Here is a 20,939-nt window from a genome sequence, read left to right as displayed (position 1 = left end):
GGGACTCGGATCGTCCCCGAGGGAAGGCGCTCCGAAGGGGCGCGGCGAACTGCGCGACCAGCCCCCACGGACCCGCACCCTGATCACGACCGGTCCCCCGTGACCCCGAGCACCCGCGCCTCGACATCGGGGTCCAGCCCCACGGCCGGCCGGCCCTCGCGCGCCGGCGCGACGCCTCCGACGGCCCGCAGCCAACTCCAGGTGTCGGCCACCGTCTCCGCCGCCGGCCGGCAGACCAGACCCGTCGCCAGGGCCCGGGAGACGTCCATGCCGTACATGCAGTCGTACGACTCGCTGTCCGGCGGCAGCCACACCGGCAGCTGCACCCACGGCTCGATCCCGGCCGCCAGGATCGACTCCGGTGCCGTCCACCGCAGTTCCGCGTCCGAGCCGGTCACCCGGCGGCAGGCCTCCAGGAGTTCGCCGATCGTGGCGTGCCCCGTCGGACCGACCAGGTTGTACGGTCCGGAAAGGCCCCGCTCGACCGCGCCGAGGGTCCACTCGGCGAGGTCCCGGGCGTCCACGAACTGGAGGGCGAGGTCACGCGGGCCCGGTGCGAGGACGGGGCCGCCCCGCGCGATCCGGTTCAGCCACCACGGCAGCCGGCCCACGTTCTCGTACGGTCCGAGGATCTGCCCGGCGCGTACGAGGACCGAGCCGTCCGGGCCGAAGGACTCGACGGCGGCCAGCTCACCGCCCAGCTTGTCCTGCGCGTACTCGGTCTGCCCCGCGTCCGGCCGGGCCCCCGCCACCACGGCCGTCTCCTCGGTGTGACCGGCCGGGCGCGGCCACTCGTACACCGAGCAGCTCGACACGTACACGTACCGCCCGGCGCGGCCCCGCAGCAGCCGCGCCGTCTCGCGGACCGCCCGGGGCGCGGCCGACCAGGTGTCGACGACCGCGTCCCACTCGCCGCCCCCGTCGAGGGCGGCGAGACCGTCGGGCGCGGTGCGGTCACCGTGCAGCGACCGCACCCCGGGGACGGGCCGGTGCCGCCCCCGGTTGAAGACGGTCACCTCCCAGCCGCGTCCGAGCGCCGCCTCGACGACGGTCCGCCCCACGAACTCCGTTCCACCCAGCACGAGAAGTCTCATGCCGGTGATCGTGCCCGGTGACGGCTCCGCACGGAACGGGAATCTGCCGAGGGCAGAGCGTCCCGGTCCCGGCCGGCTCAGCGGCCCGTCGGCGGGGTGTACTTGTAGCCGACCCGGCGGACCGTCTGGATCGTGCGGCGGTGCTCCGCGCCCAGCTTGCGGCGCAGGCGGGCGACATGGACGTCGACCGTGCGGCCGTCGCCGACGTGGCCGTAGCCCCAGACCGTGGTGACCAGCTGGTCGCGGGTGTGCACCCGGTTGGGGTGCGCGACCAGATGGGCGAGCAGCTCGAACTCCAGGTAGGTGAGGTCGAGTTCACGGCCGTCGACCTGGGCGGTGCGCTGCGCGGTGTCGACGGTGACGAGCGGCTCGCCGGCGGCGGCCGGGGCCGGCTGCTCGTCGGCGGCATCCGGCCGGTCCGGGACCGCGACCGGCAGGAACGGCGGCTGCTGGTCCGCCGGGACCAGCACCAGGTAGCCGATCATCGGCGGCTGGCCCGGCAGGGTGGGCAGGGCGTGCTGCGGAGCGGGCAGCCACGTGGCGCCCGGGGGCAGCAGGTCCGCCATGTCCACGACCTCGTCCCGGTCGACGGCACGCAGCCGGTGCCGGGGAGCGGAGGAGGCGGCGAGGGCGGGAGCGGGGGAGAGGGAATGAGTGGTCGCCATGAGACGTCAGCTCTTTCGCGCGAGGAGTTCGTCGGTCGGGTCGACGGCCGCGATTCGTGGTCGGGCGCGCCGGGGACGTACTGCGTTCCGCGCTGGCCGAAGGCCGGGGTGTACGGCTTTAGAGGGCCCGCGCGTTCGTCGCGCGGCAACACACCCGGTCGAAGTCGTGGTGCTGACGGGAAGGCCAGAACGGCTCGAGGTCATGGCGACCCGTCGCGGTGTAGTTCTGGTAGCTGACCATGCGCCCATTGAAGCAGACACAGCCCCGAAACAGGACCCTCCTCTCACTGCTTGGACGCTTCCCGGACGGGACGACGACCTCGCCCACCTCACCCCACCAGGCGTTTGCGCCAGGTCAGGGGGGTGAGCTCGATCGCCTTGTCCGGATTGCCGTCCCACACTGCGGACAACCCGGCCTCCGCCGGCGCGGCGACCACCCTGCGGCCGACGGCCGTGGTGGTGCCGGCGGAGCCGTCGAAGCCGCCGTGGTAGAGGCTGAGTCCATGGCCCTCGGCGGCACCACGGGTGCCGTGGCGATGGAAGAAGACGAACCCCCGCGTCCGGCCCGACTCCTCGGCCTCGGCACCTGTGTCGGTCGTCCCGCAGGAGCGGCAGCGGGCGAAGTCCTCGCGGGCCACGATGCCTTGGCGCTCCAGGGCCGCGAACGCCCGGGTCAGCCGGTCCGGGTCGCCGAGCCCGCGCACGGCCTCCCGCAGCTCCTCGGGGGCACTCCACACGTACGTCTGCCCGCTCTCCGTCCAGGCGTTGACGGCGAGCACCTCGTCGATCTCCATGCCGCCGACGACGGCACGCGGGACTGACGACGCGGCCCCGGCGGCCGGCACGGGACTGACGACGCGGCCCCGGCAGCCGGAAGGGGCGCCCGCCGGTGAACGGCGGACGCCCCTTCGGGAGGAACCGGACGCGGATCAGACCTGGCCGGCCTTCTCCAGGGCGGAGCAGCAGGTGTCGACGATCAGCCGGGTCACCAGGTACGGGTCGACGTTGGCGTTCGGACGGCGGTCCTCGATGTAGCCCTTGCCGTCCTTCTCGACCTGCCACGGGATGCGCACCGAGGCACCGCGGTTGGAGACGCCGTAGGAGTACTCGTTCCACGGGGCGGTCTCGTGCAGACCGGTCAGGCGGTCGTCGATGCCGGCGCCGTAGTTCTTGACGTGGTCGAGCGGCTTGGAGCCCTCACCGAGCGACTCGCAGGCGGTGATGATGGCGTCGTAGCCCTCGCGCATCGCCTTGGTGGAGAAGTTGGTGTGCGCGCCGGCGCCGTTCCAGTCGCCCTTGACCGGCTTGGGGTCGAGGGTGGCGGAGATGCCGAAGTCCTCGGCGGTGCGGTAGAGCAGCCAGCGGGCCACCCACAGGTGGTCGGAGACCTCCAGCGGGGAGACCGGGCCGACCTGGAACTCCCACTGGCCGGGCATGACCTCGGCGTTGATGCCGGAGATCGCCAGACCCGCCTTCAGGCAGTTGTCCAGGTGGGCCTCGACGATCTCGCGGCCGAAGATCTCGTCGGCGCCGACACCGCAGTAGTAGCCGCCCTGGGGGGCCGGGAAGCCGCCCTCGGGGAAGCCCAGCGGGCGGGCGCCGTCGAAGAAGGTGTACTCCTGCTCGATGCCGAAGATCGGCTCCTGCGCGGCGTACTTCGCCGCGACCTCGGCCAGCGCGGCACGCGTGTTGGAGGAGTGCGGGGTGAAGTCGATGTCCAGGACCTCGCACAGGACGAGTATGTCGTCGCCGCCGCGGATCGGGTCCGGGCAGGTGAAGACCGGCTTCAGTACACGGTCCGAGGAGTGCCCCTCGGCCTGGTTCGTGGAGGACCCGTCGAAGCCCCAGATCGGCAGCGCGTCCAGACCGGCGGGGGCGCCCGCGATGATCTTCGTCTTGGAACGCAGCTTGGCCGTCGGCTCGGTGCCGTCGATCCAGATGTACTCAGCCTTGAAGGTCACGGGCCACATCCTTCGGGGGTGGGTCGGGCGCACTTGCGGGTGCAGCGGCGCTACGGCACCGGAGCGCCGCCTTTCTGCCCGGCAGCCTGTCAACAGGCGATTTCCCGATCATTGCTCGGATGTGAACCCCGTGTTACCTGGTGGTTCTGTGGTGGGACTCACGTCGTGAGCCCCGGTGAGACGGGGTAGGGGGCCCAATTCGGGCACCGTACCGAACCTCGTGCGGCGGCCGCCGGCTTTCCCTCCGTCAAAGCCGGCGGCCGGATCTCAGCACGTGGTCCCGGTCAGCCGACCTTCTCGATCACCGCGCGGCGGATCAGGAACTTGCCGGGCTCCCGGACCTGTTCGAAGGCCGCGTTGTTGAGCAGCACGCAGCTGCCGGAGACCGAGGTGACCTTCACCGTCGTGGACTTGTTGTTGTCCAGGTTGGTGACCTTCAGCGTGGTCCCCGCCGGGAACTGGTTGCTGGAGGCGGCCGGTGCGCCCGCCTCGCCGGACAGGGTGACGGTCGAGCCCTTGCAGACCTGCTGCCCGGACGCCGCCGCGCCGCCGCCGGTGTTGCCGGTGGCCGCGCTCTGCGAGGGCGCCGCGGTCTGCTGGCCCGTCTGACCCGTCTGACCCGTCTGGCCCGTCTGACCCGTCTGGCCCGTCTGACCGGTCTGGCCCGTCTGCGTGCCGCCCGCCGCCTGGGAGCCCTGAGCCGACTCCCCAACGACGCAACCGGACGCCTTCTGCTGGACCTTGATCTGTTCGATGACCGCCTGCCGGTTGGCGATCCTGGCCGCCGACTGCGCGTCCGGGTTCGCCTGCTGCCCGGCGATGAACTTCTGGTTGTTGCCGAGGGCCGTGGCCAGGCCCGAGCAGACGGTCGAGTCCGCGGCCGACGACAGCGTCCTGGCGTTCTGCGGTGTCTGCGCGGCGTTCGAGGTGGACGCCAGGGCGAAGGCCCCGCCGCCCGCGACCGCCGCGGCAGTGACGAGCAGCGCGACCTTCTTCTTTGCGCTGAGGTTTCTCCTGCGCGACATGCGCGCCTCCTGAGGGGAAGTGGGAGTGCGTACGTCGCTAGGTACGAGATGTCGAACGTCGTTACTCAGCGGTTACCGGAGTCGGCTGAAGTAACCTGCGTCACACCGGAGTTGAGGGGTGTTCACTTCTTGCCCCTGGCCAGGGCCTCCTGTACCGCCTCGTCGGTGCGGGCGACGAGCGCCGTGCCGTCGTCGGCGGTGATGATCGGCCGCTGGATGAGCTTCGGGTGCTCGGCGAGGGCGCGGATCCACCGCTCGCGCGCCGCCGCGTCCCGGGCCCACTCCTTCACGCCCAGCTCCTTGGCGGCCGGCTCCTGGGTGCGGGTGATGTCCCACGGTTCGAGCCCGAGCCGGTCGAGCACGGACCTGATCTCGTCCTCGCCCGGCACGTCGTCCAGGTAGCGCCGGACCGTGTAGTCGGCTCCCTCGGCGTCGAGCAGGGTGATCGCGCTACGGCACTTCGAGCAGGCGGGGTTGATCCAGATCTCCATTCGGGGAACGGTACGCGAGCCGTCGTCCCGAGCGCGATCTGTTCGATTTTTTGGGACTGTCGCGCAGGCCTCGTCCACCCATCCCGTCACAACCGAAATACCCGCTCCCATCAGGGGAGTTCGCTGCCCTTGCGGCCTGTCTCGTTGTCAGTGGGGGCCGGTACACTGGGAGCAGTGTTCGAGAGGGTCGCCGGGGCGTCCGGCGGCGCTCCGACCGCGACAGGAGGATGCCCGTGCCCGCTGCCGCACTGAAGCCGAAGCCGTTGCCGACCCAGTCCACCGCGAAGCGTGCCGTCGTGCTCGACTCGCCCTACGCGCCGGTGGAGAAGCGCCCGCTGCCGGCCGGGCGGCCCCGCGACTGGTACGTCACGCACAACCGCCGCCTCAAGGCCATGCGCCTCGCCATCGCCCTGCTCGACTCCGGCGTGTACACGCCGGTCCAGGCCCGGAACGAGACGATACGGAGCACGGCGGAGAGCATCGGAGTCCACCCGCCGTCGGACACGACGTGCCACATGGTGCGGGCACTGATGCGATACGCAAGGTGAACGCCGGGTCCCGGGCGCCGCGGCCCTCCGCCGCGCCCGGCACCCTCGCGCCGGACGCCCCACCCTCGCGCCCGGCGCCGCGAAATCCCGCCGCGCCCGGTGCCCCGCGTCCCTGTGCCCGGCACTCTCGCGCCCGGCTCCCCGTCCCTGTGCCCGGTACTTTCGCGCCAGGCGCACCGTCCCTGTGCCCGGTACTTTCGCGCCCGGCGCCCCCCCGTGCCCCGTACGGCCTTCTCCCTCCGTGTCACCCGTTCGCCGGGTTCGGCATGCGCAGGTCGCGTCGGAGCCTCTTCACTGCGATCAGCAGGTGACGGAGGGGCAGCCGACCGAGGGGAGCGCCGTATGTCCACACCCGCCGACCGCGCCGCCCGCGGCAAGGCCGCGCGCAAGCGTGCTCCCCGGTCCGCGCACGCCCTCTGGCTGCCCTCCGTGGACCGCCCCGACCCCGTCGCCGTACTGGAGCGGCAGGGCCGCGACCGGCTGCCCGACCTGTTGCCCATCCGGTACGGGAGGATGGCGGCCTCGCCCTTCTCGTTCCTGCGCGGTGCCGCCGCCGTGATGGCCGCCGACCTCGCCGCCCAGCCGCACACCGGGCTCACCGTGCAACTGTGCGGCGACGCGCACCTGCTGAACTTCGGGCTCTACGCCTCACCCGAGCGCACCCTGCTCTTCGACCTGAACGACTTCGACGAGACGTACCCCGGACCCTTCGAGTGGGACGTCAAACGGCTCGCCGCCTCCGTCGCCGTCGCCGCCCGCGAGAACGGGCACAGCGATCCGGAGGCCCGGTCCGCGACCCGGGCGGGCGTGGCCGCCTACCGGACCGCCGTGCGGCGGCTGGCGGGCCTCGGTGAACTCGACGTCTGGTACGAGCGGGTCGACGCCGACAGCCTGATCTCCCTGGTCCGGTCGGCGCGCAGGCGGCGCAGGATCGAGGACAGTCTGAGCCGGGCCCGGCGCCGCACCAGCCTGCACGCGCTCGGCAAGCTCACCGAGGTGACCGGCGGGCGGCGCCGCATCATCCAGGACCCGCCGCTCCTGGAACCCGCCGGCGCCTCGGACATGGCCCTCCTCCGCAAGGCCTTCAGCGACTACCGCTCCACCGTCGCCGAGGAGCGCCGGCTGCTCCTCGACCGCTACCGGTTCGTGGACGCGGCCCGCAAGGTCGTCGGCGTCGGCAGTGTCGGCACCCGCTGCTTCATCGTGCTCCTCGCCGGCCGGGACGCCGACGACCCGCTGTTCCTCCAGATCAAGGAGGCCCGGGCGTCCGTGCTGGAGGAGCACCTGCCGGGCGGCCCGTACGTCCACCAGGGCCACCGGGTCGTCGCCGGACAGCGGCTGCTCCAGGCCACCGGGGACATCTTCCTCGGCTGGATGACCGGGCCCCAGGGCCGCGCCTTCTACTGGCGCCAGCTGCGCGACATGAAGGGCTCCATCGAGGTCGCCGCCATGGACCCGACGGGGCTGCGCGTCTACGCCGCCCTGTGCGGTACGACGCTGGCCCGCGCCCACGCCCGCTCGGGCGACCGCATCGCCATCGCCTCCTACCTGGGCGGCGCCGACACCTTCGACCGGGCGGTCACCGACTTCGCCCTCGCCTACGCCGACCGGACCACCGCCGACCACGCGGTCCTCGACGCCGCCGCCACGGCCGGGGTGCTGGCGGCGGTGCGCGGGGTCTGAGCCGGCCGCGTGACGCCGCCGCGGGCGGCCGCCGGGAAAACGGGATGCACGCCCAGTGAGCGGCTGCCTACGCTGGACACGCGTTGCGGAGGCGGTCACCACCGCTTTCCGCAGGAGGCACCGCGGCCCGGGGACTCGGGGCTACTCTGCTACGCACCGACGGACGGCCGCCCGTCCCCCGCGTGTCGTCGGGTCCGTCGAAACGCTCACACACCCACGCCACGGAGGCCCGTCATGGGCACCATCGTCCTATCCGGAACTGTCGTCCTCGTCGTCCTCGGCTTCGGCAACCACAACTGGTGGCTCGCCGCCGTCGCCCTGCTCTTCCTGTACATCCGTTACGGCCGGGACTCGGTCTCGGCCCCCACCTCGGGCGGCGCGTCGGGCGGCGCGTCGGGCGGTTCGTCCGGCGGGGGCACGGCCGACGACTACAAGTCCTACCGTGACCGCCGTGACCGGCAGGCCAAGTGGGAGCGCCGCTACCGTCGCGAGCGCCCCCTGGAGGTCCGGCGCCAGCAGCGGGACAAGGCCAAGTAGGCGGGTGCTCCCGGCCGCTCAGAGGCCGGGAGCACCCCACACCGGGAACCAGCGGCTGAGGTCCTGCTCGGTCCTTAGGTCGTTCACGAGCGCCGCCTTCACCTGCAACTCCAGTGCGCTGTCCCGCCGTTGCGCGGTGCCGGGCAGCGGAGCGAACGGGTAGAAGGTGCCCCGCTTGTAGAGGTAGACGAGCGCGAGCCGGCGCCCGCGCTCGTCCCCGAAGGACACCAGGGAGCAGAGCAGCTGCGGTCCGAAGCCGTTGACCTCCATCGAACTGTTCACCGCGTGCAGGTCGTTGACGAGCTGGACGAGCTGGTCGGGGGAGCGCCGCGAGACCAGCCAGGAGTACCCGTAGTCGTCCTGGTGCAGCTCCACGGGCACGCCGCCGCGCTCCGCGTCCGCGTCGAGCAGCGCCTGCACCTCACGGTGGGTCTGCTCGAAGGCCGCGCCCTCCACGGTGGCGAAGCACACCGCGCCCCCGCCGGTGGGCGTGAACCCGGCCGCCGCCTCCAGCGTCACCGCCGCGGACGGCAGCGCGAACAACTGGTCGAGGTCGGGCGCGACGGGCTTCGTACGGCCGAGCAGGATGTCCAGGAGCCCCATGCTCACCCGGCCTTTCCGGGCGTCGCCGCCTCACCCAGCTCCGCCGAGATCCGCCCCAGCTGCTCGAGACGCTGCTCCAGGGGCGGGTGGGTGGAGAAGAAGCGCTCGATGCCGGGCTCCTTGCCGGCGGCCGGGGTGAAGTAGAACGCGTTGAAGGCCTGGGCCGTCCGCAGGTCCTTGGTCGGGATCCGGGCGATGTCGCCGGAGACCTTGGTGAGCGCGGAGGCGAGGGCGGAGGGACGGCCGGTGAGGTGGGCGGCGGCCCGGTCGGCGGCCAGCTCTCGGTACCGGGACAGCGCCCGGATCAGCAGGAAGCTGATCGCGTACACGGCCGCGGAGACCCCGATGACGGCGGCGAACACGGCGGCGGTGTTCTGGTCCCGGCGCCCGCCCCCGAAGAGCTGTGAGTAGAAGGCGAACCGCACGATCAGGCCGGCGATCACACCGAGGAACGACGCGATCGTGATCACGGCGACGTCCTTGTGCGCCACGTGGGACAGCTCGTGCGCGAGCACACCCTCCAGCTCGGCGGGCTCCAGCCGCCGCAGCAGCCCGGTGGTCACGCAGACCACGGCGTGATCGGGATTGCGCCCGGTCGCGAACGCGTTCGGCATGTCCATATCGGATACGGCGACCACCGGCTTCGGCATGTCCGCGATCGCGCACAGCCGGTCCACGACGGCGTGCAGCTCGGGATACTCCTCGCGCTCCACGACCCGCCCGCGCATGGCGAACATCGCGATCCGGTCGGAGAACCAGAACTGCGCCACGAACATCGCGCCCACCAGCACGACGACCAGCAGCCACGACTTCAGCAGCACGATCAGCGCGGCGACGAACCCCACGTACAACAACCCGAGCAGGAACAGCGTGACCGTCATCCGCACGGTCAGCCGCCGGTCGCTCCGGAAGCGGCTCTGCATCTGCACCACCCCGCAGTCAGGCACTCGTCCCGCTGTCCAGTGTGCACCTGCCCGTGGCCAAGGACAGGTTCCGAACGTCCCTAGTAGCGGCAAAAAGGGGCCCGTGCCCCGAAGAGGCGGTGGGGGGGCACCCCCGGCCGAAGGCTGGGGGAGGAACCGCGCGAACAGCCGCGACGTACCCGCACCCGGCGGCGGACGGAACCTGTCATGGCGGGTGGCCCTAGTACGGCGAACGCGTCTGCATGTACCCCAGCAGGACGATCACCGCCGCCACGCACCCCAGCACGATCGCCGTCGACACCCACGACGACCGCCGCGGTGCCACCGGCCCCGGGTCCGCCCGGAACGGCGCCGGGTCCGGGGGGTTCTCCCGCCACCGGGCGGCCAGCATGCGCGCCCGCGCGGACGGCTCCTTGTGTTCCGCGTCGGCGGCCCACCTGAAGTCGAACTCCTGCTCCTCGTCGTCCCGTTGCGACACCCCGCACCCCCGTCTCGAACATCAGTACCCCGGCACGATACGACGGCGCCCCCGCCCTGAGAAACAGGAACGGGGGCGCCGGCCGCCGGGGAGGCGTCGATCACACGTCGAAGATGTACCTGTGGAAGCCCGCCCTGATCGCCGCCGGCGTCATTCCGGAACGGGCCCCGGGGGAGCGGTTCAAACAGTCGCGTGAGCATGGCATGCACGCGTTGAGGCACTACTACGCGTCGGTCTTGCTGGACTCGGGGGAGAACATCAAGGCCCTGGCCGAGTACCTCGGTCACTCCGACCCGGGATTCACGCTCCGGACGTACACGCACCTCATGCCGAACAGCCAGGACCGCGCCCGTAAGGCCATCGATGCCGCATTCGGCGTATCGGGTGCGGAGACGGCGCCGGGGAAGCAGCTGCACTGACCTGAGAGCCTGTTCCTGAACGTCGAATCGGCAGGTCAAGAGCCGTCAGCCCAGAATGAGAGCTTTAGGTAAGCATTCGGGAAACGGTCACGGGGACCGTTCCCCGGACGCAACTGCTGTGGTTGGTATGGCGCGAGGGGCAGGGGCTACGAACGCCGTGGCGTCGGTGGTCTGAACAGGCGCTCGGCTTCGATAGTGCAAGCACCTCAGTTACAGGCGCCCCGGAGTACGGCCCAATAGGCACGCTATATAGCGAATTGGCCCATAAACTGCTGACCTTTGCTCACTCTACGCTTACGACTCGATACAATCGGTAGTCATCTGTCGGTGAAAGAAGGGACTGAACATGGGCTCTGCTCGTACTCGCCGTGCTGGACGACGTCTGGGGGCGTGCGTGGCCGCTGTCGTTGCCGCAGCCGTGTTCCCCACGGTGACCGCGAGTCCGGCCGCTGCGCAGGACTCCTTCAAGATCAAGGCCTTCGGCCGTTGCGTGGAGGTCAAGGACGGCAGTCGTCAGGACGATGCCCCGATCCAGCTGTACCGCTGCTACGACTGGGACAGTCAGCGCTTCACGTTCGAGGATGTCGGCAACGGCACCGTCAGGATCAAGACCTTCGCCGGCAAGTGTCTGGAGGCCCAGGACGGGTCTTTGCTGGACGGTGCTCCGATCGTGCAGGGCCCCTGCCACGACTGGCGCGTCGACCAGGAGTTCGCGATCGTGGACCTCGGTAACGGCGAGGTCGGCATTGAGAACGCCGGGACGCTCCTGTGGTGGACGATTGCGGGTCGCGGCATCCCCGCCCCGATTGTGCAGCACCCACTCAATTCCGGCTTGGGACGATTCACGCTGGAGTACTGACCGGGCCCAGCACGCGCCCGGCTCCAAGCTCCTGTGGACTCCGATGCGGATTCCGCAGGAGCTGGTGCCCGCCCCGTGCTGACCGCTGCCGTCAGGCAGCGGCCGACGACCGGATGTTGATCAGCCTGCCGGGGATGCCGTACGCGTCGGCAATCAACCGATGGTTCTTGACTTGCCGATTCGAGGTTCAGGAACAGGCTCTGAGCGCCGACGCGCAGGGGGCTCTCGACACGTGCCCGCGGTGCCGGCCCGAAACAGGCCGTCGGCCGTGCCCTTCCAGTGGAGGAAGAGCACGGCCGACGGCCCACAGACGGCCCAGGGGAGCGGATACCCGCTCTGACCTGGGGCGATATCACACGTCGAAGTACAGCTCGAACTCGTGCGGGTGCGGACGGAGCTGGAGCGGGGCGATCTCGTTGGTGCGCTTGAAGTCGATCCACGTCTCGATCAGGTCGGGCGTGAAGACGTCACCGGCGAGCAGGAACTCGTGGTCGCGCTCCAGGCGGTCGAGGACGGCCGGGAGGGAGGTCGGGACCTGGGCCACGTTCGCGTGCTCCTCGGGAGCCAGCTCGTAGAGGTCCTTGTCGATCGGCTCGGCCGGCTCGATCTTGTTCTTGATGCCGTCCAGGCCCGCGAGCAGCAGGGCCGAGAAGGCGAGGTACGGGTTGCCGGAGGAGTCGGGCGCGCGGAACTCGACGCGCTTGGCCTTCGGGTTCGAACCCGTGATCGGGATACGCATCGCGGCCGAGCGGTTGCGCTGCGAGTACACCAGGTTGATCGGGGCCTCGAAGCCCGGGACCAGGCGGTGGTACGAGTTCACCGTCGGGTTGGTGAAGGCGAGCAGCGACGGGGCGTGCTTCAGGATGCCGCCGATGTAGTAGCGGGCGGTGTCCGACAGGCCCGCGTAGCCGGCCTCGTCGTAGAACAGCGGGTCGCCGTTGGCCCACAGCGACTGGTGCACGTGCATGCCCGAGCCGTTGTCGCCGAAGATCGGCTTCGGCATGAAGGTCGCGGTCTTGCCGTTGCGCCAGGCCACGTTCTTCACGATGTACTTGAAGAGCTGGAGGTCGTCGGCGGCGGCGAGCAGCGTGTTGAACTTGTAGTTGATCTCCGCCTGGCCGGCGGTGCCCACCTCGTGGTGCTGGCGCTCGACCTTCAGGCCGTTCTTCTCCAGCTCCAGGGAGATCTCGGCGCGCAGGTCGGCGAAGTGGTCGACCGGCGGGACCGGGAAGTAACCGCCCTTGTAGCGGACCTTGTAACCACGGTTGTCCTCCAGCGCGCCCGTGTTCCAGGCACCCGCCTCGGAGTCGATGTGGTAGAAGCTCTCGTTCGCCGAGGTGGCGAAACGGACGCTGTCGAAGACGTAGAACTCGGCCTCGGGGCCGAAGTACGCGGTGTCCGCGATACCGGTCGACGCGAGGTAGGCCTCCGCCTTCTTCGCCACGTTGCGCGGGTCACGGGAGTACTGCTCGCCCGTGATCGGGTCGTGGATGAAGAAGTTGATGTTGAGCGTCTTGTCGCGGCGGAAGGGGTCGACCCGGGCGGTCGACAGGTCCGCGCGCAGCGCCATGTCGGACTCGTGGATCGCCTGGAAACCACGGATCGACGATCCGTCGAAGGCGAGCTCCTCGTCCGGGTCGAACGCCTCGACGGGCACCGTGAAGTGCTGCATGACGCCCGGCAGGTCGCAGAAACGGACGTCGACGAACTTGACGTCCTCGTCCGCGATGAACTTCTTGGCCTCGTCGGCGTTCTGGAACATCCAGCTCCTCCTACTCCCGGCCGTTCCCGTGCCGGGGTGGTAGTTCGTTCGTGCGGCCAGTGCGGTGGCACACGCTGTTCTCGACCCTAGGGACGGGTGATTTCTCGGGCGTGACCCATTTGTTTCGCTGAAGTTAACCGGGCTCGCTTCCACCGTAGCCCGTGGTACCCCGCCGGGACCCCGGTGGACGCCCGAGCAGTACCGTTGTCGGGTGGACAACAGGCAAGCAGTCGGATCGTGGCTCTCCGGACCCCGCGCGGCCCTGGAAGAGGCGGGCGCGGAGTTCGGGTACCGGGGCGAGCAGCTGGGTCTGCCGGAGCAGGGACCGGGCTCCATCGCCCGCCCGGGACGGCGGCTCGGCGCGCTGGTCGTGGACTGGGGGCTGTGCGTCCTGATCGCATACGGCCTGATCACCAAGGGCTACACCCCGGCCACCAGCAACTGGGCCCTGCTCGTCTTCCTCGTCCTGGGTGTCCTCACCGTGGGCACGGTCGGTTTCACACCGGGTAAGCGGCTCTTCGGGCTGCGGGTGGTCGGGGTGGAGACCGGGCGGGTGCAGCCGCTGCGCGCGCTGGCCCGCACGGTCCTGTTGTGCCTCGCGATCCCGGCACTGGTCTGGGACCGGGACGGCCGGGGCCTGCACGACCGGCTGGCGAGGACCGTGGAGGTCCGGATGTAGCTGCGGCGCCGGGGGGCTGTTCGCGCAGTTCCCCGCGCCCCTTACGGGACGCCCGCGGCTCACCTTCTCCGCAGTACCCGCGCCAGAACGTCCCGCAGCTCTCCCTCCGGGTCGGACACAGCCCCTGCCGAGCGCCACGCCACGAATCCGTCCGGACGGACCAGTACCGCCCCGCCCGCCGTCGTCCCGTGAGCCGCGGCCCAGTCGCCGTCCTCCGTGTCGTACACGAGATCGGCCCCCGAACCCGCCGTTCCGATGCCGTACGCGTCCAGCCGTACCCGCTCCGTGTCCGCGATCCGGCGAGCCGCCAGGTGCCAGGGCGAATCCGGGGCGCTGAGCACGACCAGCGACCGCTCGTACAGGTCGAGGGTGGAGACGCGGTCGCCCGCGCGGCGCAGCCACAGGTGCGGGGCCCGGCTGCCCGGCTGGCCCGTCAGGTTCATCCCGTCGGGTACGAGCGGCTGCTCCGGGTCGGCCCCGAGAACCGCCCCCTTCGGGTACCGGTAGCCCAGGACGATGTTGAGGATCCCGCCGCGCCGGTCCGCGCCGACGCCCGGGGCCGGCGCGAAGCCGGGGTGGCTGTGCTCCACCGAGCGGGCCGAGGCGCGGGCGCTGGTGGCGAGGGCGACCGGGCGGCGCTCGGTGTCGTACGAATGCAGCAGCTCCGGTCCGGCCCAGCCGTCCAGCACCGCCGCCAGCTTCCACGCCAGGTTGTGGGCGTCCTGGATGCCGGTGTTGGAGCCGAACGCGCCGGTCGGTGACATCTCGTGCGCGGAGTCGCCGGCGAGGAAGACACGCCCTTCCGCGTACCGTTCGGCCACGCGTTCGGCGGCACGCCAGGACGCGCGGCCGGTGATCTCCACGTCGAGGTCGGGGACGCCGACGGCGCGGCGGATGTGCCGGGTGAGCCGCTCCTCGGTGAACTCGTCGAGGGTTTCGCCGCGTTCGGGGTGCCACGGGGCGTGGAAGACCCAGCGCTCCTTGTTGTCGACGGGCAGCAGCGCGCCGTCCGCCTCGGGGTCGGTGAGGTAGCAGCAGATGAAGCGGCGGTCCCCGACGGTGTCGGCGAGCAGCTTGGAGCGGAAGGTGATGCTGACGTTCGCGAACAGGTCGCCGGGACCCGTCTGGCCGATGCCGAGCCGCCCCCGGACCGGGCTGCGCGGCCCGTCGGCGGCGACCAGGTAGTCCGCGCGGACGGTGTACATCCGGTCGGAGTCACGGTCGCGGACGTACGCCGTCACTCCTTCGGGGTCCTGTTCGAAGGACTCCAGCTCATGGAAGTAGCGCAGCTCGCCGGTGAGCGACTCGGCCGCCCGGCGGAGCACCGGCTCCAGGTCGTTCTGGCTGCACAGGCACCAGCCCGTCGGACTGAACCGGGCGAGCCCGCCGCCCGGGTCGATCTCCTTGAACAGCCATTCACCGGCGTCGCCGACCAGCGTCGGGGCTTGCAGGATGCCGTGGTTCTCGGCGAGCAGGGAGGCCGCCGCCTTGATGTCGGACTCGATGCCGGCCTTCCGGAACAGCTCCATCGTCCGCACGTTGTTGCCCCGGCCGCGTGGGTGGATCGAGGTCCCGGAGTGCCGTTCGACGAGCATGTGGCGTACGCCTAGACGGCCCAGGAACAGGGACATGGACAGGCCCACGAGGGAGCCGCCCACCACGAGGACGGGGACCTGGTGATCGGTTTTCTGGTGCATCGGGCACTCCAGGGGCGGGTGTTGGTGCGTCAGGTGCGATGCAACTTCCATGCCCCTTCCGGAGGGGTTCCGCGTGCTCAATCACCCACCTGGTTCACGCGAGTCGCGCGCGTCGGAGGACCGGCACAGGATCAAGAAGCGCTGACGCCGCGTCATCGGCGAAGGCGCAGGCCGCTGCCCCCGCGAAGGAGATGTGCGAAGCATGACGACGATCTCGGAAAAGGTCTCGGAGAAGCCGACCCGAACCACCCGCCCGGTGTCGACCCGGGTCTCCCAGTCCGTCTTCGACGGCTCCCGGCTCCGGGTCGTGCTGCTGGTGGACGTCCACGACGGCGCGCAGCAGCAGTTCCTGGAGGCCTACGAGCAGCTGTGCAGCCAGGTCGCCAAGGTGCCCGGCCACGTCAGCGACCAGCTCTGCCAGTCCATCGAGAACCCCTCGCAGTGGCTGATCACCAGCGAGTGGGAGAGCGCCCCGCCGTTCCTCGCCTGGGTGAACAGCGAGGAGCACGTGGAGATGGTGAAGCCGCTGCACAACTGCGTCCGGGACACCCGCTCCCTCCGCTTCCACGTCGTACGGGAGACGGGCGGCCCGTCGGCGGACGCCGTACGCGTCCTCCAGGCCAACCCCCGGATGGGCGACGGCGTGATCCGCCACGCGCTCACCTTCACGGTCCGGCCGGGCAGCGAGGCCGAGGTCGCGAGGATCCTCGCCGACTACGCCTCGCCCGAGGCCAGGGTGGACGACTCCACCCGGCTCTGCCGCACCTCCCTCTTCATGCACGGCAACCGGGTCGTGCGGGCCATCGAGGTGCGCGGCGACCTGATGGCCGCCCTGCGCCACGTCGCCCGGCAGCCCGAGGTACGGGCCGTCGAGGAGGCCATCAACCCCTACCTGGAGCAGGACCGCGACCTCGACGACCAGGAGTCCGCACGGGTGTTCTTCACCCGGGCGGCGCTGCCGGCCGTCCACCACGTCAGCGCCGAGGAGCTGACCGAGGGCGAGCGGCACGCGCTGTACTACCCGGCCGGGCCGGGCCGCGGGATGCGGCTCGCGGAGCTGCTCGCGCAGCAGGACGAGGCCGCGTCCGAGGACCCGGCGGGTCCGGTGGTGCACAGCACGATCTTCCAGCGCGACGACGTCGTCGTACGACTGGTCGAGCACCGGCCCGGCGCCGCCCTGGACGTCACCCCGGCCCCCGAGCTGGCCGCCCTGCTGGACGGCGAGGCGGTGCGGATGCGGCTGATCACCGACCGCCGCTCGCCGGACGCCTGACCCCCCGCCCCCGCCGCGTCGGACCACGGCATCGCCCGCATCACACACACGGCATCGCCCACACGGCATCGCCCACACGGCATCGCATTCACGGCATCGCATTCACGGAGGAGTACGTGATGAAGCCCATTCCGAAGATCGTGGACCTCAGCGAGGTCGAGCCCAACACCAAGCGCGGTGGCGACCTGCGCGCCATGCTCACCCCCGCCACCTGCGGCTCCACCAGCGGTTTCATGGGTGTGGCCATCGTGCAGCCGGGCGACCGCATCGGTGAGCACTACCACCCGTACTCCGAGGAGTTCGTGTACGTCGTCTGCGGCGACCTGGAGGTCGACCTGGACGGCGAGCCGCACCCGCTGCGCCCCGAGCAGGGTCTGATGATCCCGATCAACATGAAGCACCGCTTCCGCAACGTCGGCAACATCGAGGCGCGGCTCGTCTTCCACCTCGGTCCGCTGGCCCCGCGCCCGGCCCTGGGCCACGTCGACACGGAGGAGACGGAAGCCGTCGCCGTGGGGCAGGTCCGGTCGTGACCCGGCGCGTGGCGGTTACGGGCATAGGCATCGTGGCTCCGGGGGGTGTGGGCGTACCGGCGTTCTGGGACCTGCTCGCCGCCGGCCGGACCGCGACGCGCGGCATCACCTTCTTCGACCCGTCCGGCCTCAGGTCGCGGATCGCCGCCGAATGCGACTTCGACCCGGTGGCCCACGGCCTGGCCGTCGAGGACGTCGAGCGGGCGGACCGCTACATACAGTTCGCCCTGGTGGCCGGTGACGAGGCGGTCCGCGACTCCGGTCTCGACCTGGCCCGGGAGGACCCCTGGCGGGTCGGGGTCTCCCTGGGCACGGCGGTCGGCGGCACCACCCGTCTGGAGCACGACTACGTCCTGGTGAGCGAAGGCGGCCGGCACTGGGACGTGGACCACCGGCAGGCGCAGCCCCAGCTGCACCGGGCGTTCTCCCCGAGCACCCTGGCCTCCGCCGTGGCGGAACGATTCGGCGCCCAGGGTCCGGTACAGACCGTCTCCACCGGCTGCACCTCGGGCCTGGACGCCGTCGGCTACGCCTTCCACACCGTCCAGGAGGGCCGCGCCGACATCTGCATCGCCGGTGCCTCGGACTCCCCGATCTCACCGATCACCATGGCCTGCTTCGACGCGATCAAGGCCACCTCCCCGAACAACGACGACCCCGAGCACGCCTCCCGCCCCTTCGACAACCGCCGTGACGGATTCGTCATGGGCGAGGGCGGCGCGGTGCTCGTCCTGGAGGAGGAGGAGCACGCCAAGGCCCGCGGCGCGCACATCTACTGCCGGCTCGACGGCTACGCCACCTTCGGCAACGCCTACCACATGACCGGTCTCACCAGTGAGGGCCTGGAGATGGCCCGCGCCATCGAGACCGCCCTGGACCACGCCCGACTCGACCCCACCGCCATCGACTACGTCAACGCGCACGGCTCCGGCACCCGGCAGAACGACCGCCACGAGACCGCCGCCGTGAAGAAGGCACTCGGACAGCACGCCTACAGCACGCCCATGAGCTCCATCAAGTCCATGGTGGGCCACTCGCTCGGCGCCATCGGCGCGATCGAGGTCGTGGCCTGTGTGCTCGCCCTGGCCCACCAGGTCGTCCCGCCCACCGCGAACTACGAGACCCCCGACCCCGAGTGCGACCTCGACTACGTGCCGCGGGTCGCCCGTGAACGGAAGCTCGGCGGCGTCCTGTCCGTGGGCAGCGGGTTCGGCGGCTTCCAGTCCGCGGTGATCCTGACCCGGCAGAGAGGACGGACACGATGAGCGAACCGCCTGCCCGGCGGGCGGCCGTCACCGGCATCGGTGTCGTCGCGCCCAACGGATCCAGCACCGAGACCTTCTGGAAGTCCGTCCAGGAGGGACGCAACGTCCTCGACAAGGTGACCCGCGACGGCTGCGAGCACCTGCCCATGAAGGTCGCCGGAGAGGTCCGCGACTTCGACCCGGCGGCCGCCGTCGAGGAACGTCTCATCGTCCAGACCGACCGCTTCACCCACTTCGCGATGGCCGCGGCCGACCTCGCCCTGGAGGACGCCCGGCTCGGCCGCGCCGACACCGACGGCTCGCCGTTCGACGTCGGCGTGGTCACCGCGGCCGGCTCCGGCGGCGGCGAGTTCGGCCAGCGCGAGCTCCAGCAGCTGTGGGGCAAGGGCAGCCGGTTCGTCGGCCCCTACCAGTCCATCGCCTGGTTCTACGCGGCCAGCACCGGCCAGATCTCCATCCGGCGCGGCTTCAAGGGACCCTGCTCGGTGGTCGCCGCCGACGAGGCCGGCGGTCTGGACGCCCTCGCGCACGCCGCCCGCGCGGTACGGCGCGGCACGGACGTCATCGTGGCCGGCTCCACCGAGGCACCCATAGCTCCGTACTCGGTGGTCTGCCAGCTCGGCTACGAGGAGCTCAGCCGGGAGGCCGACCCGGCCCGCGCCTACCGCCCGTTCACCGAACAGGCCTGCGGGTTCGTGCCGGCCGAGGGCGGCGCCATGCTCGTCGTCGAGGACACCGGCTCCGCCCGCCGGCGCGGGCTGCCGGTGCGGGCCACCCTCGACGGGCACGCGTCCACCTTCACCGGCGCCTCCCGCTGGGCCGAGTCCAGGGCCGGGCTCGCCCAGGCGATCCGCGGCGCCCTCGCCGAGGCCGGCTGCGCCCCCGAGGAGGTCGACGTGGTCTTCGCCGACGCCCTCGGCGTCCCGGCGGCCGACCGGGCGGAGGCGCTGGCCATCACCGACGCCCTCGGCGCGCACGGCCGACGGGTGCCGGTCACCGCGCCCAAGGCCGGGATCGGCCGCGGCTACTGCGCGGCCCCCGTCCTCGACACGGCGGCCGCTGTGCTCGCCATGGAACACGGGCTGATCCCGCCGACCCCGGGTGTCCTCGACATCTGCCACGACCTCGACCTCGTGACCGGCAGCGCCCGCGCCGCGGCCCCGCGCACGGCGCTGGTCCTCAGCCGGGGACTCATGGGGTCGAACTCGGCACTCGTGCTGCGCCACGGCGCAGCCGGGTGACGTGCACAACCAGCTGCTGACCGGCAGCGAAGAAGGAGGAGTCGCTATGAGCATCACCGTGGACGAACTGTCCGAACTCATGAAGAAGGCCGCCGGCGTCACCGTCTCCCCGGCCGACCTTCAGGACCGCGCCGACACCGGCTTCGACGCCTTCGGGGTCGACTCGCTCGGCCTGCTCGGCATCGTCGGCGAGCTGGAGAACCGGCACGGCGTGCCCATGCCGGTGGACGCCGAGCGGTGCAAGACGCCCCGCCAGTTCCTCGACCTCGTCAACAGCGCCATGCCCGCGGGAGCCTGACATGACCGGACACACCCAGAACGAGATCACCATCGCGGCCCCCGTCGACCTGGTCTGGGACATGACCAACGACGTGGCCAACTGGCCCCAGCTGTTCAGCGAGTACGCCAGCGCCGAGATCCTCGAGGAGGAGGGGAACAAGGTCACCTTCCGGCTGACCATGCACCCCGACGAGAACGGCAAGGTGTGGAGCTGGGTCTCCGAGCGCGAGACGGACCGCGCGGGCCTCAGCGTCCGGGCCCGCCGCGTCGAGACCGGCCCCTTCGCCCACATGAACATCCACTGGCGGTACGAGGAGGTACCGGCCGGCACCCGGATGGTGTGGACCCAGGACTTCGCGATGAAGCCGGAGGCCCCGGTCGACGACGAGTGGATGACCGACAACATCAACCGGAACTCCAAGGTCCAGATGGCCCTCATCCGGGACAGGATCGAGAAGGCGGCCACCGGCCGCCGCCCCGACGCGGCCCTGGCCGACTGAGCCGCCCGAACCGACCGAACCGACCGAACCGCCTGAACCGAACGAACCGAACGACCGCACGAGCCGTACGACAGGAGAGACACCGTGCACCAGGCCCTGATCGTCGCCCGTATGGCCCCGGGCTCCGCACCCGACATCGCGAAGGTGTTCGCGGAGTCCGACCGGGGAGAGCTGCCGCGCCTCGTCGGCGTCACCCGGCGCAGCCTCTTCCAGTTCGGCGACGTGTACATGCACCTCATCGAGTCCGAGCGCGAGCCGGGACCGGCCATCGCCAAGGTCACCTCGCACCCCGAGTTCAGGGACGTCAGCGACCGTCTCCAGGCGTACGTCAGCGCGTACGACCCGGAGACCTGGCGCTCCCCGAAGGACGCGATGGCGCAGCGCTTCTACCTCTGGGAGCGTGACGGCGGTTCCTGAACCGCCG

The 20,939-nt window shown here is 71.1% G+C and carries 23 protein-coding genes and 1 pseudogene; 13 read left to right on the top strand and 11 right to left on the bottom strand.

Annotated features, from left to right (window positions below; all coding sequences use genetic code 11):
* Positions 1 to 83 precede the first annotated feature (83 nt).
* The 6 genes from AAW13_RS32635 to AAW13_RS32605 all read right to left on the bottom strand — a co-directional run bounded on the left by AAW13_RS32635 (position 84) and on the right by AAW13_RS32605 (position 5,236).
* On the bottom strand, positions 84 to 1,094 hold the full coding sequence (locus AAW13_RS32635; protein WP_107483462.1) for an NAD-dependent epimerase/dehydratase family protein: 1,011 nt from the start codon (positions 1,092 to 1,094) through the stop codon (positions 84 to 86).
* Positions 1,095 to 1,171: 77 nt separating this feature from the next.
* Positions 1,172 to 1,759 carry a winged helix-turn-helix domain-containing protein gene (locus AAW13_RS32630; protein ID WP_046728265.1) on the bottom strand — a complete coding sequence of 196 codons (588 nt, stop codon included), beginning with the start codon at positions 1,757 to 1,759 and terminating at the stop codon, positions 1,172 to 1,174.
* Between the two features lie 329 nt (positions 1,760 to 2,088).
* Entirely contained in the window at positions 2,089 to 2,553 is a 465-nt protein-coding gene (locus AAW13_RS32620; protein WP_052768494.1) for a DUF6891 domain-containing protein, read from the bottom strand.
* 135 nt (positions 2,554 to 2,688) lie between these two features.
* Positions 2,689 to 3,720, bottom strand: a complete 1,032-nt coding sequence (gene glnII, locus AAW13_RS32615) for a glutamine synthetase (RefSeq protein ID WP_046728263.1) — start codon at positions 3,718 to 3,720, stop codon at positions 2,689 to 2,691.
* Positions 3,721 to 4,004: 284 nt separating this feature from the next.
* Entirely contained in the window at positions 4,005 to 4,745 is a 741-nt protein-coding gene (locus tag AAW13_RS32610; protein ID WP_046728262.1) for an RlpA-like double-psi beta-barrel domain-containing protein, read from the bottom strand.
* Positions 4,746 to 4,867: 122 nt separating this feature from the next.
* Entirely contained in the window at positions 4,868 to 5,236 is a 369-nt protein-coding gene (locus AAW13_RS32605; RefSeq protein WP_046728261.1) for an arsenate reductase family protein, read from the bottom strand.
* Positions 5,237 to 5,469: 233 nt separating this feature from the next.
* On the opposite strand from AAW13_RS32605, the gene AAW13_RS32600 reads away from it, so the two are divergent.
* From AAW13_RS32600 to AAW13_RS32590, 3 genes are all read left to right on the top strand, one after another.
* On the top strand, positions 5,470 to 5,784 hold the full coding sequence (locus tag AAW13_RS32600; RefSeq protein ID WP_046728293.1) for a hypothetical protein: 315 nt from the start codon (positions 5,470 to 5,472) through the stop codon (positions 5,782 to 5,784).
* A gap of 342 nt (positions 5,785 to 6,126) precedes the next feature.
* Entirely contained in the window at positions 6,127 to 7,467 is a 1,341-nt protein-coding gene (locus AAW13_RS32595) for a DUF2252 domain-containing protein (RefSeq protein WP_046728259.1), read from the top strand.
* A gap of 234 nt (positions 7,468 to 7,701) precedes the next feature.
* Positions 7,702 to 8,004 (top strand): hypothetical protein, encoded by a 303-nt coding sequence (locus AAW13_RS32590; protein ID WP_046728258.1) that lies wholly within the window; start codon positions 7,702 to 7,704, stop codon positions 8,002 to 8,004.
* Between the two features lie 18 nt (positions 8,005 to 8,022).
* Here AAW13_RS32590 and pspAB read toward each other — a convergent pair whose 3' ends face one another.
* The 3 genes from pspAB to AAW13_RS32575 all read right to left on the bottom strand — a co-directional run bounded on the left by pspAB (position 8,023) and on the right by AAW13_RS32575 (position 10,008).
* Positions 8,023 to 8,607 carry a PspA-associated protein PspAB gene (pspAB, locus tag AAW13_RS32585; RefSeq protein WP_046728257.1) on the bottom strand — a complete coding sequence of 195 codons (585 nt, stop codon included), beginning with the start codon at positions 8,605 to 8,607 and terminating at the stop codon, positions 8,023 to 8,025.
* A 2-nt stretch (positions 8,608 to 8,609) separates the two neighbouring features.
* Entirely contained in the window at positions 8,610 to 9,530 is a 921-nt protein-coding gene (gene htpX / locus AAW13_RS32580) for a zinc metalloprotease HtpX (RefSeq protein WP_046728292.1), read from the bottom strand.
* 220 nt (positions 9,531 to 9,750) lie between these two features.
* Positions 9,751 to 10,008, bottom strand: coding sequence for an SCO2583/SCO2584 N-terminal domain-containing protein (locus AAW13_RS32575; RefSeq protein ID WP_046728256.1), 258 nt, complete (start codon positions 10,006 to 10,008; stop codon positions 9,751 to 9,753).
* Positions 10,009 to 10,127: 119 nt separating this feature from the next.
* Between AAW13_RS32575 and AAW13_RS32570 the strand changes: the two are divergent.
* Both AAW13_RS32570 and AAW13_RS32565 read left to right on the top strand, forming a co-directional pair.
* Positions 10,128 to 10,427: pseudogene (locus AAW13_RS32570) on the top strand (tyrosine-type recombinase/integrase); the annotation flags it as partial.
* Positions 10,428 to 10,821: 394 nt separating this feature from the next.
* On the top strand, positions 10,822 to 11,286 hold the full coding sequence (locus AAW13_RS32565; RefSeq protein ID WP_046728255.1) for an RICIN domain-containing protein: 465 nt from the start codon (positions 10,822 to 10,824) through the stop codon (positions 11,284 to 11,286).
* Positions 11,287 to 11,638: 352 nt separating this feature from the next.
* Here AAW13_RS32565 and glnA read toward each other — a convergent pair whose 3' ends face one another.
* Positions 11,639 to 13,048, bottom strand: coding sequence for a type I glutamate--ammonia ligase (gene glnA, locus AAW13_RS32560; RefSeq protein WP_046728254.1), 1,410 nt, complete (start codon positions 13,046 to 13,048; stop codon positions 11,639 to 11,641).
* A gap of 211 nt (positions 13,049 to 13,259) precedes the next feature.
* On the opposite strand from glnA, the gene AAW13_RS32555 reads away from it, so the two are divergent.
* A complete protein-coding gene (locus tag AAW13_RS32555; protein WP_046728253.1) occupies positions 13,260 to 13,727 on the top strand; it encodes an RDD family protein in 468 nt (155 codons plus the stop codon).
* A gap of 59 nt (positions 13,728 to 13,786) precedes the next feature.
* Here the strand turns inward: AAW13_RS32555 and AAW13_RS32550 are convergent, their stop codons facing one another.
* Positions 13,787 to 15,424, bottom strand: coding sequence for an FAD-dependent oxidoreductase (locus AAW13_RS32550; protein WP_046728252.1), 1,638 nt, complete (start codon positions 15,422 to 15,424; stop codon positions 13,787 to 13,789).
* A 202-nt stretch (positions 15,425 to 15,626) separates the two neighbouring features.
* Here AAW13_RS32550 and AAW13_RS32545 point away from each other — a divergent pair, with 202 nt between their 5' ends.
* The 7 genes from AAW13_RS32545 (at position 15,627) to AAW13_RS32515 (ending at position 20,932) form a co-directional block, all read left to right on the top strand.
* On the top strand, positions 15,627 to 16,697 hold the full coding sequence (locus tag AAW13_RS32545; protein WP_046728251.1) for a SchA/CurD-like domain-containing protein: 1,071 nt from the start codon (positions 15,627 to 15,629) through the stop codon (positions 16,695 to 16,697).
* A gap of 119 nt (positions 16,698 to 16,816) precedes the next feature.
* The gene (locus tag AAW13_RS32540; RefSeq protein WP_107483461.1) at positions 16,817 to 17,230 is read left to right on the top strand and encodes a cupin domain-containing protein; all 414 of its coding nucleotides are present in this window, start codon (positions 16,817 to 16,819) and stop codon (positions 17,228 to 17,230) included.
* Positions 17,227 to 18,495: a beta-ketoacyl-[acyl-carrier-protein] synthase family protein gene (locus AAW13_RS32535; RefSeq protein ID WP_046728249.1), complete on the top strand. Its 1,269-nt coding sequence runs from the start codon at positions 17,227 to 17,229 to the stop codon at positions 18,493 to 18,495. Before AAW13_RS32540 ends, AAW13_RS32535 begins: the two co-directional genes overlap by 4 nt.
* Entirely contained in the window at positions 18,492 to 19,736 is a 1,245-nt protein-coding gene (locus AAW13_RS32530) for a ketosynthase chain-length factor (protein ID WP_046728248.1), read from the top strand. Before AAW13_RS32535 ends, AAW13_RS32530 begins: the two co-directional genes overlap by 4 nt.
* Positions 19,737 to 19,782: 46 nt before the next feature.
* On the top strand, positions 19,783 to 20,034 hold the full coding sequence (locus tag AAW13_RS32525; protein ID WP_046728247.1) for an acyl carrier protein: 252 nt from the start codon (positions 19,783 to 19,785) through the stop codon (positions 20,032 to 20,034).
* Between the two features lies 1 nt (position 20,035).
* Positions 20,036 to 20,515, top strand: a complete 480-nt coding sequence (locus AAW13_RS32520) for an SRPBCC family protein (protein ID WP_046728246.1) — start codon at positions 20,036 to 20,038, stop codon at positions 20,513 to 20,515.
* Positions 20,516 to 20,599: 84 nt separating this feature from the next.
* The gene (locus AAW13_RS32515; protein WP_046728245.1) at positions 20,600 to 20,932 is read left to right on the top strand and encodes a TcmI family type II polyketide cyclase; all 333 of its coding nucleotides are present in this window, start codon (positions 20,600 to 20,602) and stop codon (positions 20,930 to 20,932) included.
* Positions 20,933 to 20,939: the final 7 nt, after the last annotated feature.

Source organism: Streptomyces humi (genome assembly GCF_001005085.2).
Classification (GTDB): domain Bacteria; phylum Actinomycetota; class Actinomycetes; order Streptomycetales; family Streptomycetaceae; genus Streptomyces; species Streptomyces humi.
The sequence above is the reverse complement of the archived record's forward strand: the minus strand, read 5'-3'. Positions and strand labels throughout refer to the sequence as shown.

Coding starts and splice junctions, on each gene's coding strand:
- AAW13_RS32530 (WP_046728248.1), top strand. CDS start 18,492: ATGAGCGAACCGCCTGCCCGGCGGGCGGCCGTCACCGGCATCGGTGTC.
- AAW13_RS32525 (WP_046728247.1), top strand. CDS start 19,783: ATGAGCATCACCGTGGACGAACTGTCCGAACTCATGAAGAAGGCCGCC.
- AAW13_RS32520 (WP_046728246.1), top strand. CDS start 20,036: ATGACCGGACACACCCAGAACGAGATCACCATCGCGGCCCCCGTCGAC.
- AAW13_RS32610 (WP_046728262.1), bottom strand. CDS start 4,745: ATGTCGCGCAGGAGAAACCTCAGCGCAAAGAAGAAGGTCGCGCTGCTC.
- AAW13_RS32620 (WP_052768494.1), bottom strand. CDS start 2,553: ATGGAGATCGACGAGGTGCTCGCCGTCAACGCCTGGACGGAGAGCGGG.
- AAW13_RS32550 (WP_046728252.1), bottom strand. CDS start 15,424: ATGCACCAGAAAACCGATCACCAGGTCCCCGTCCTCGTGGTGGGCGGC.
- AAW13_RS32595 (WP_046728259.1), top strand. CDS start 6,127: ATGTCCACACCCGCCGACCGCGCCGCCCGCGGCAAGGCCGCGCGCAAG.
- AAW13_RS32605 (WP_046728261.1), bottom strand. CDS start 5,236: ATGGAGATCTGGATCAACCCCGCCTGCTCGAAGTGCCGTAGCGCGATC.
- glnA (WP_046728254.1), bottom strand. CDS start 13,048: ATGTTCCAGAACGCCGACGAGGCCAAGAAGTTCATCGCGGACGAGGAC.
- AAW13_RS32630 (WP_046728265.1), bottom strand. CDS start 1,759: ATGGCGACCACTCATTCCCTCTCCCCCGCTCCCGCCCTCGCCGCCTCC.
- AAW13_RS32545 (WP_046728251.1), top strand. CDS start 15,627: ATGACGACGATCTCGGAAAAGGTCTCGGAGAAGCCGACCCGAACCACC.
- htpX (WP_046728292.1), bottom strand. CDS start 9,530: ATGCAGAGCCGCTTCCGGAGCGACCGGCGGCTGACCGTGCGGATGACG.
- AAW13_RS32540 (WP_107483461.1), top strand. CDS start 16,817: ATGAAGCCCATTCCGAAGATCGTGGACCTCAGCGAGGTCGAGCCCAAC.
- AAW13_RS32635 (WP_107483462.1), bottom strand. CDS start 1,094: ATGAGACTTCTCGTGCTGGGTGGAACGGAGTTCGTGGGGCGGACCGTC.
- AAW13_RS32590 (WP_046728258.1), top strand. CDS start 7,702: ATGGGCACCATCGTCCTATCCGGAACTGTCGTCCTCGTCGTCCTCGGC.
- pspAB (WP_046728257.1), bottom strand. CDS start 8,607: ATGGGGCTCCTGGACATCCTGCTCGGCCGTACGAAGCCCGTCGCGCCC.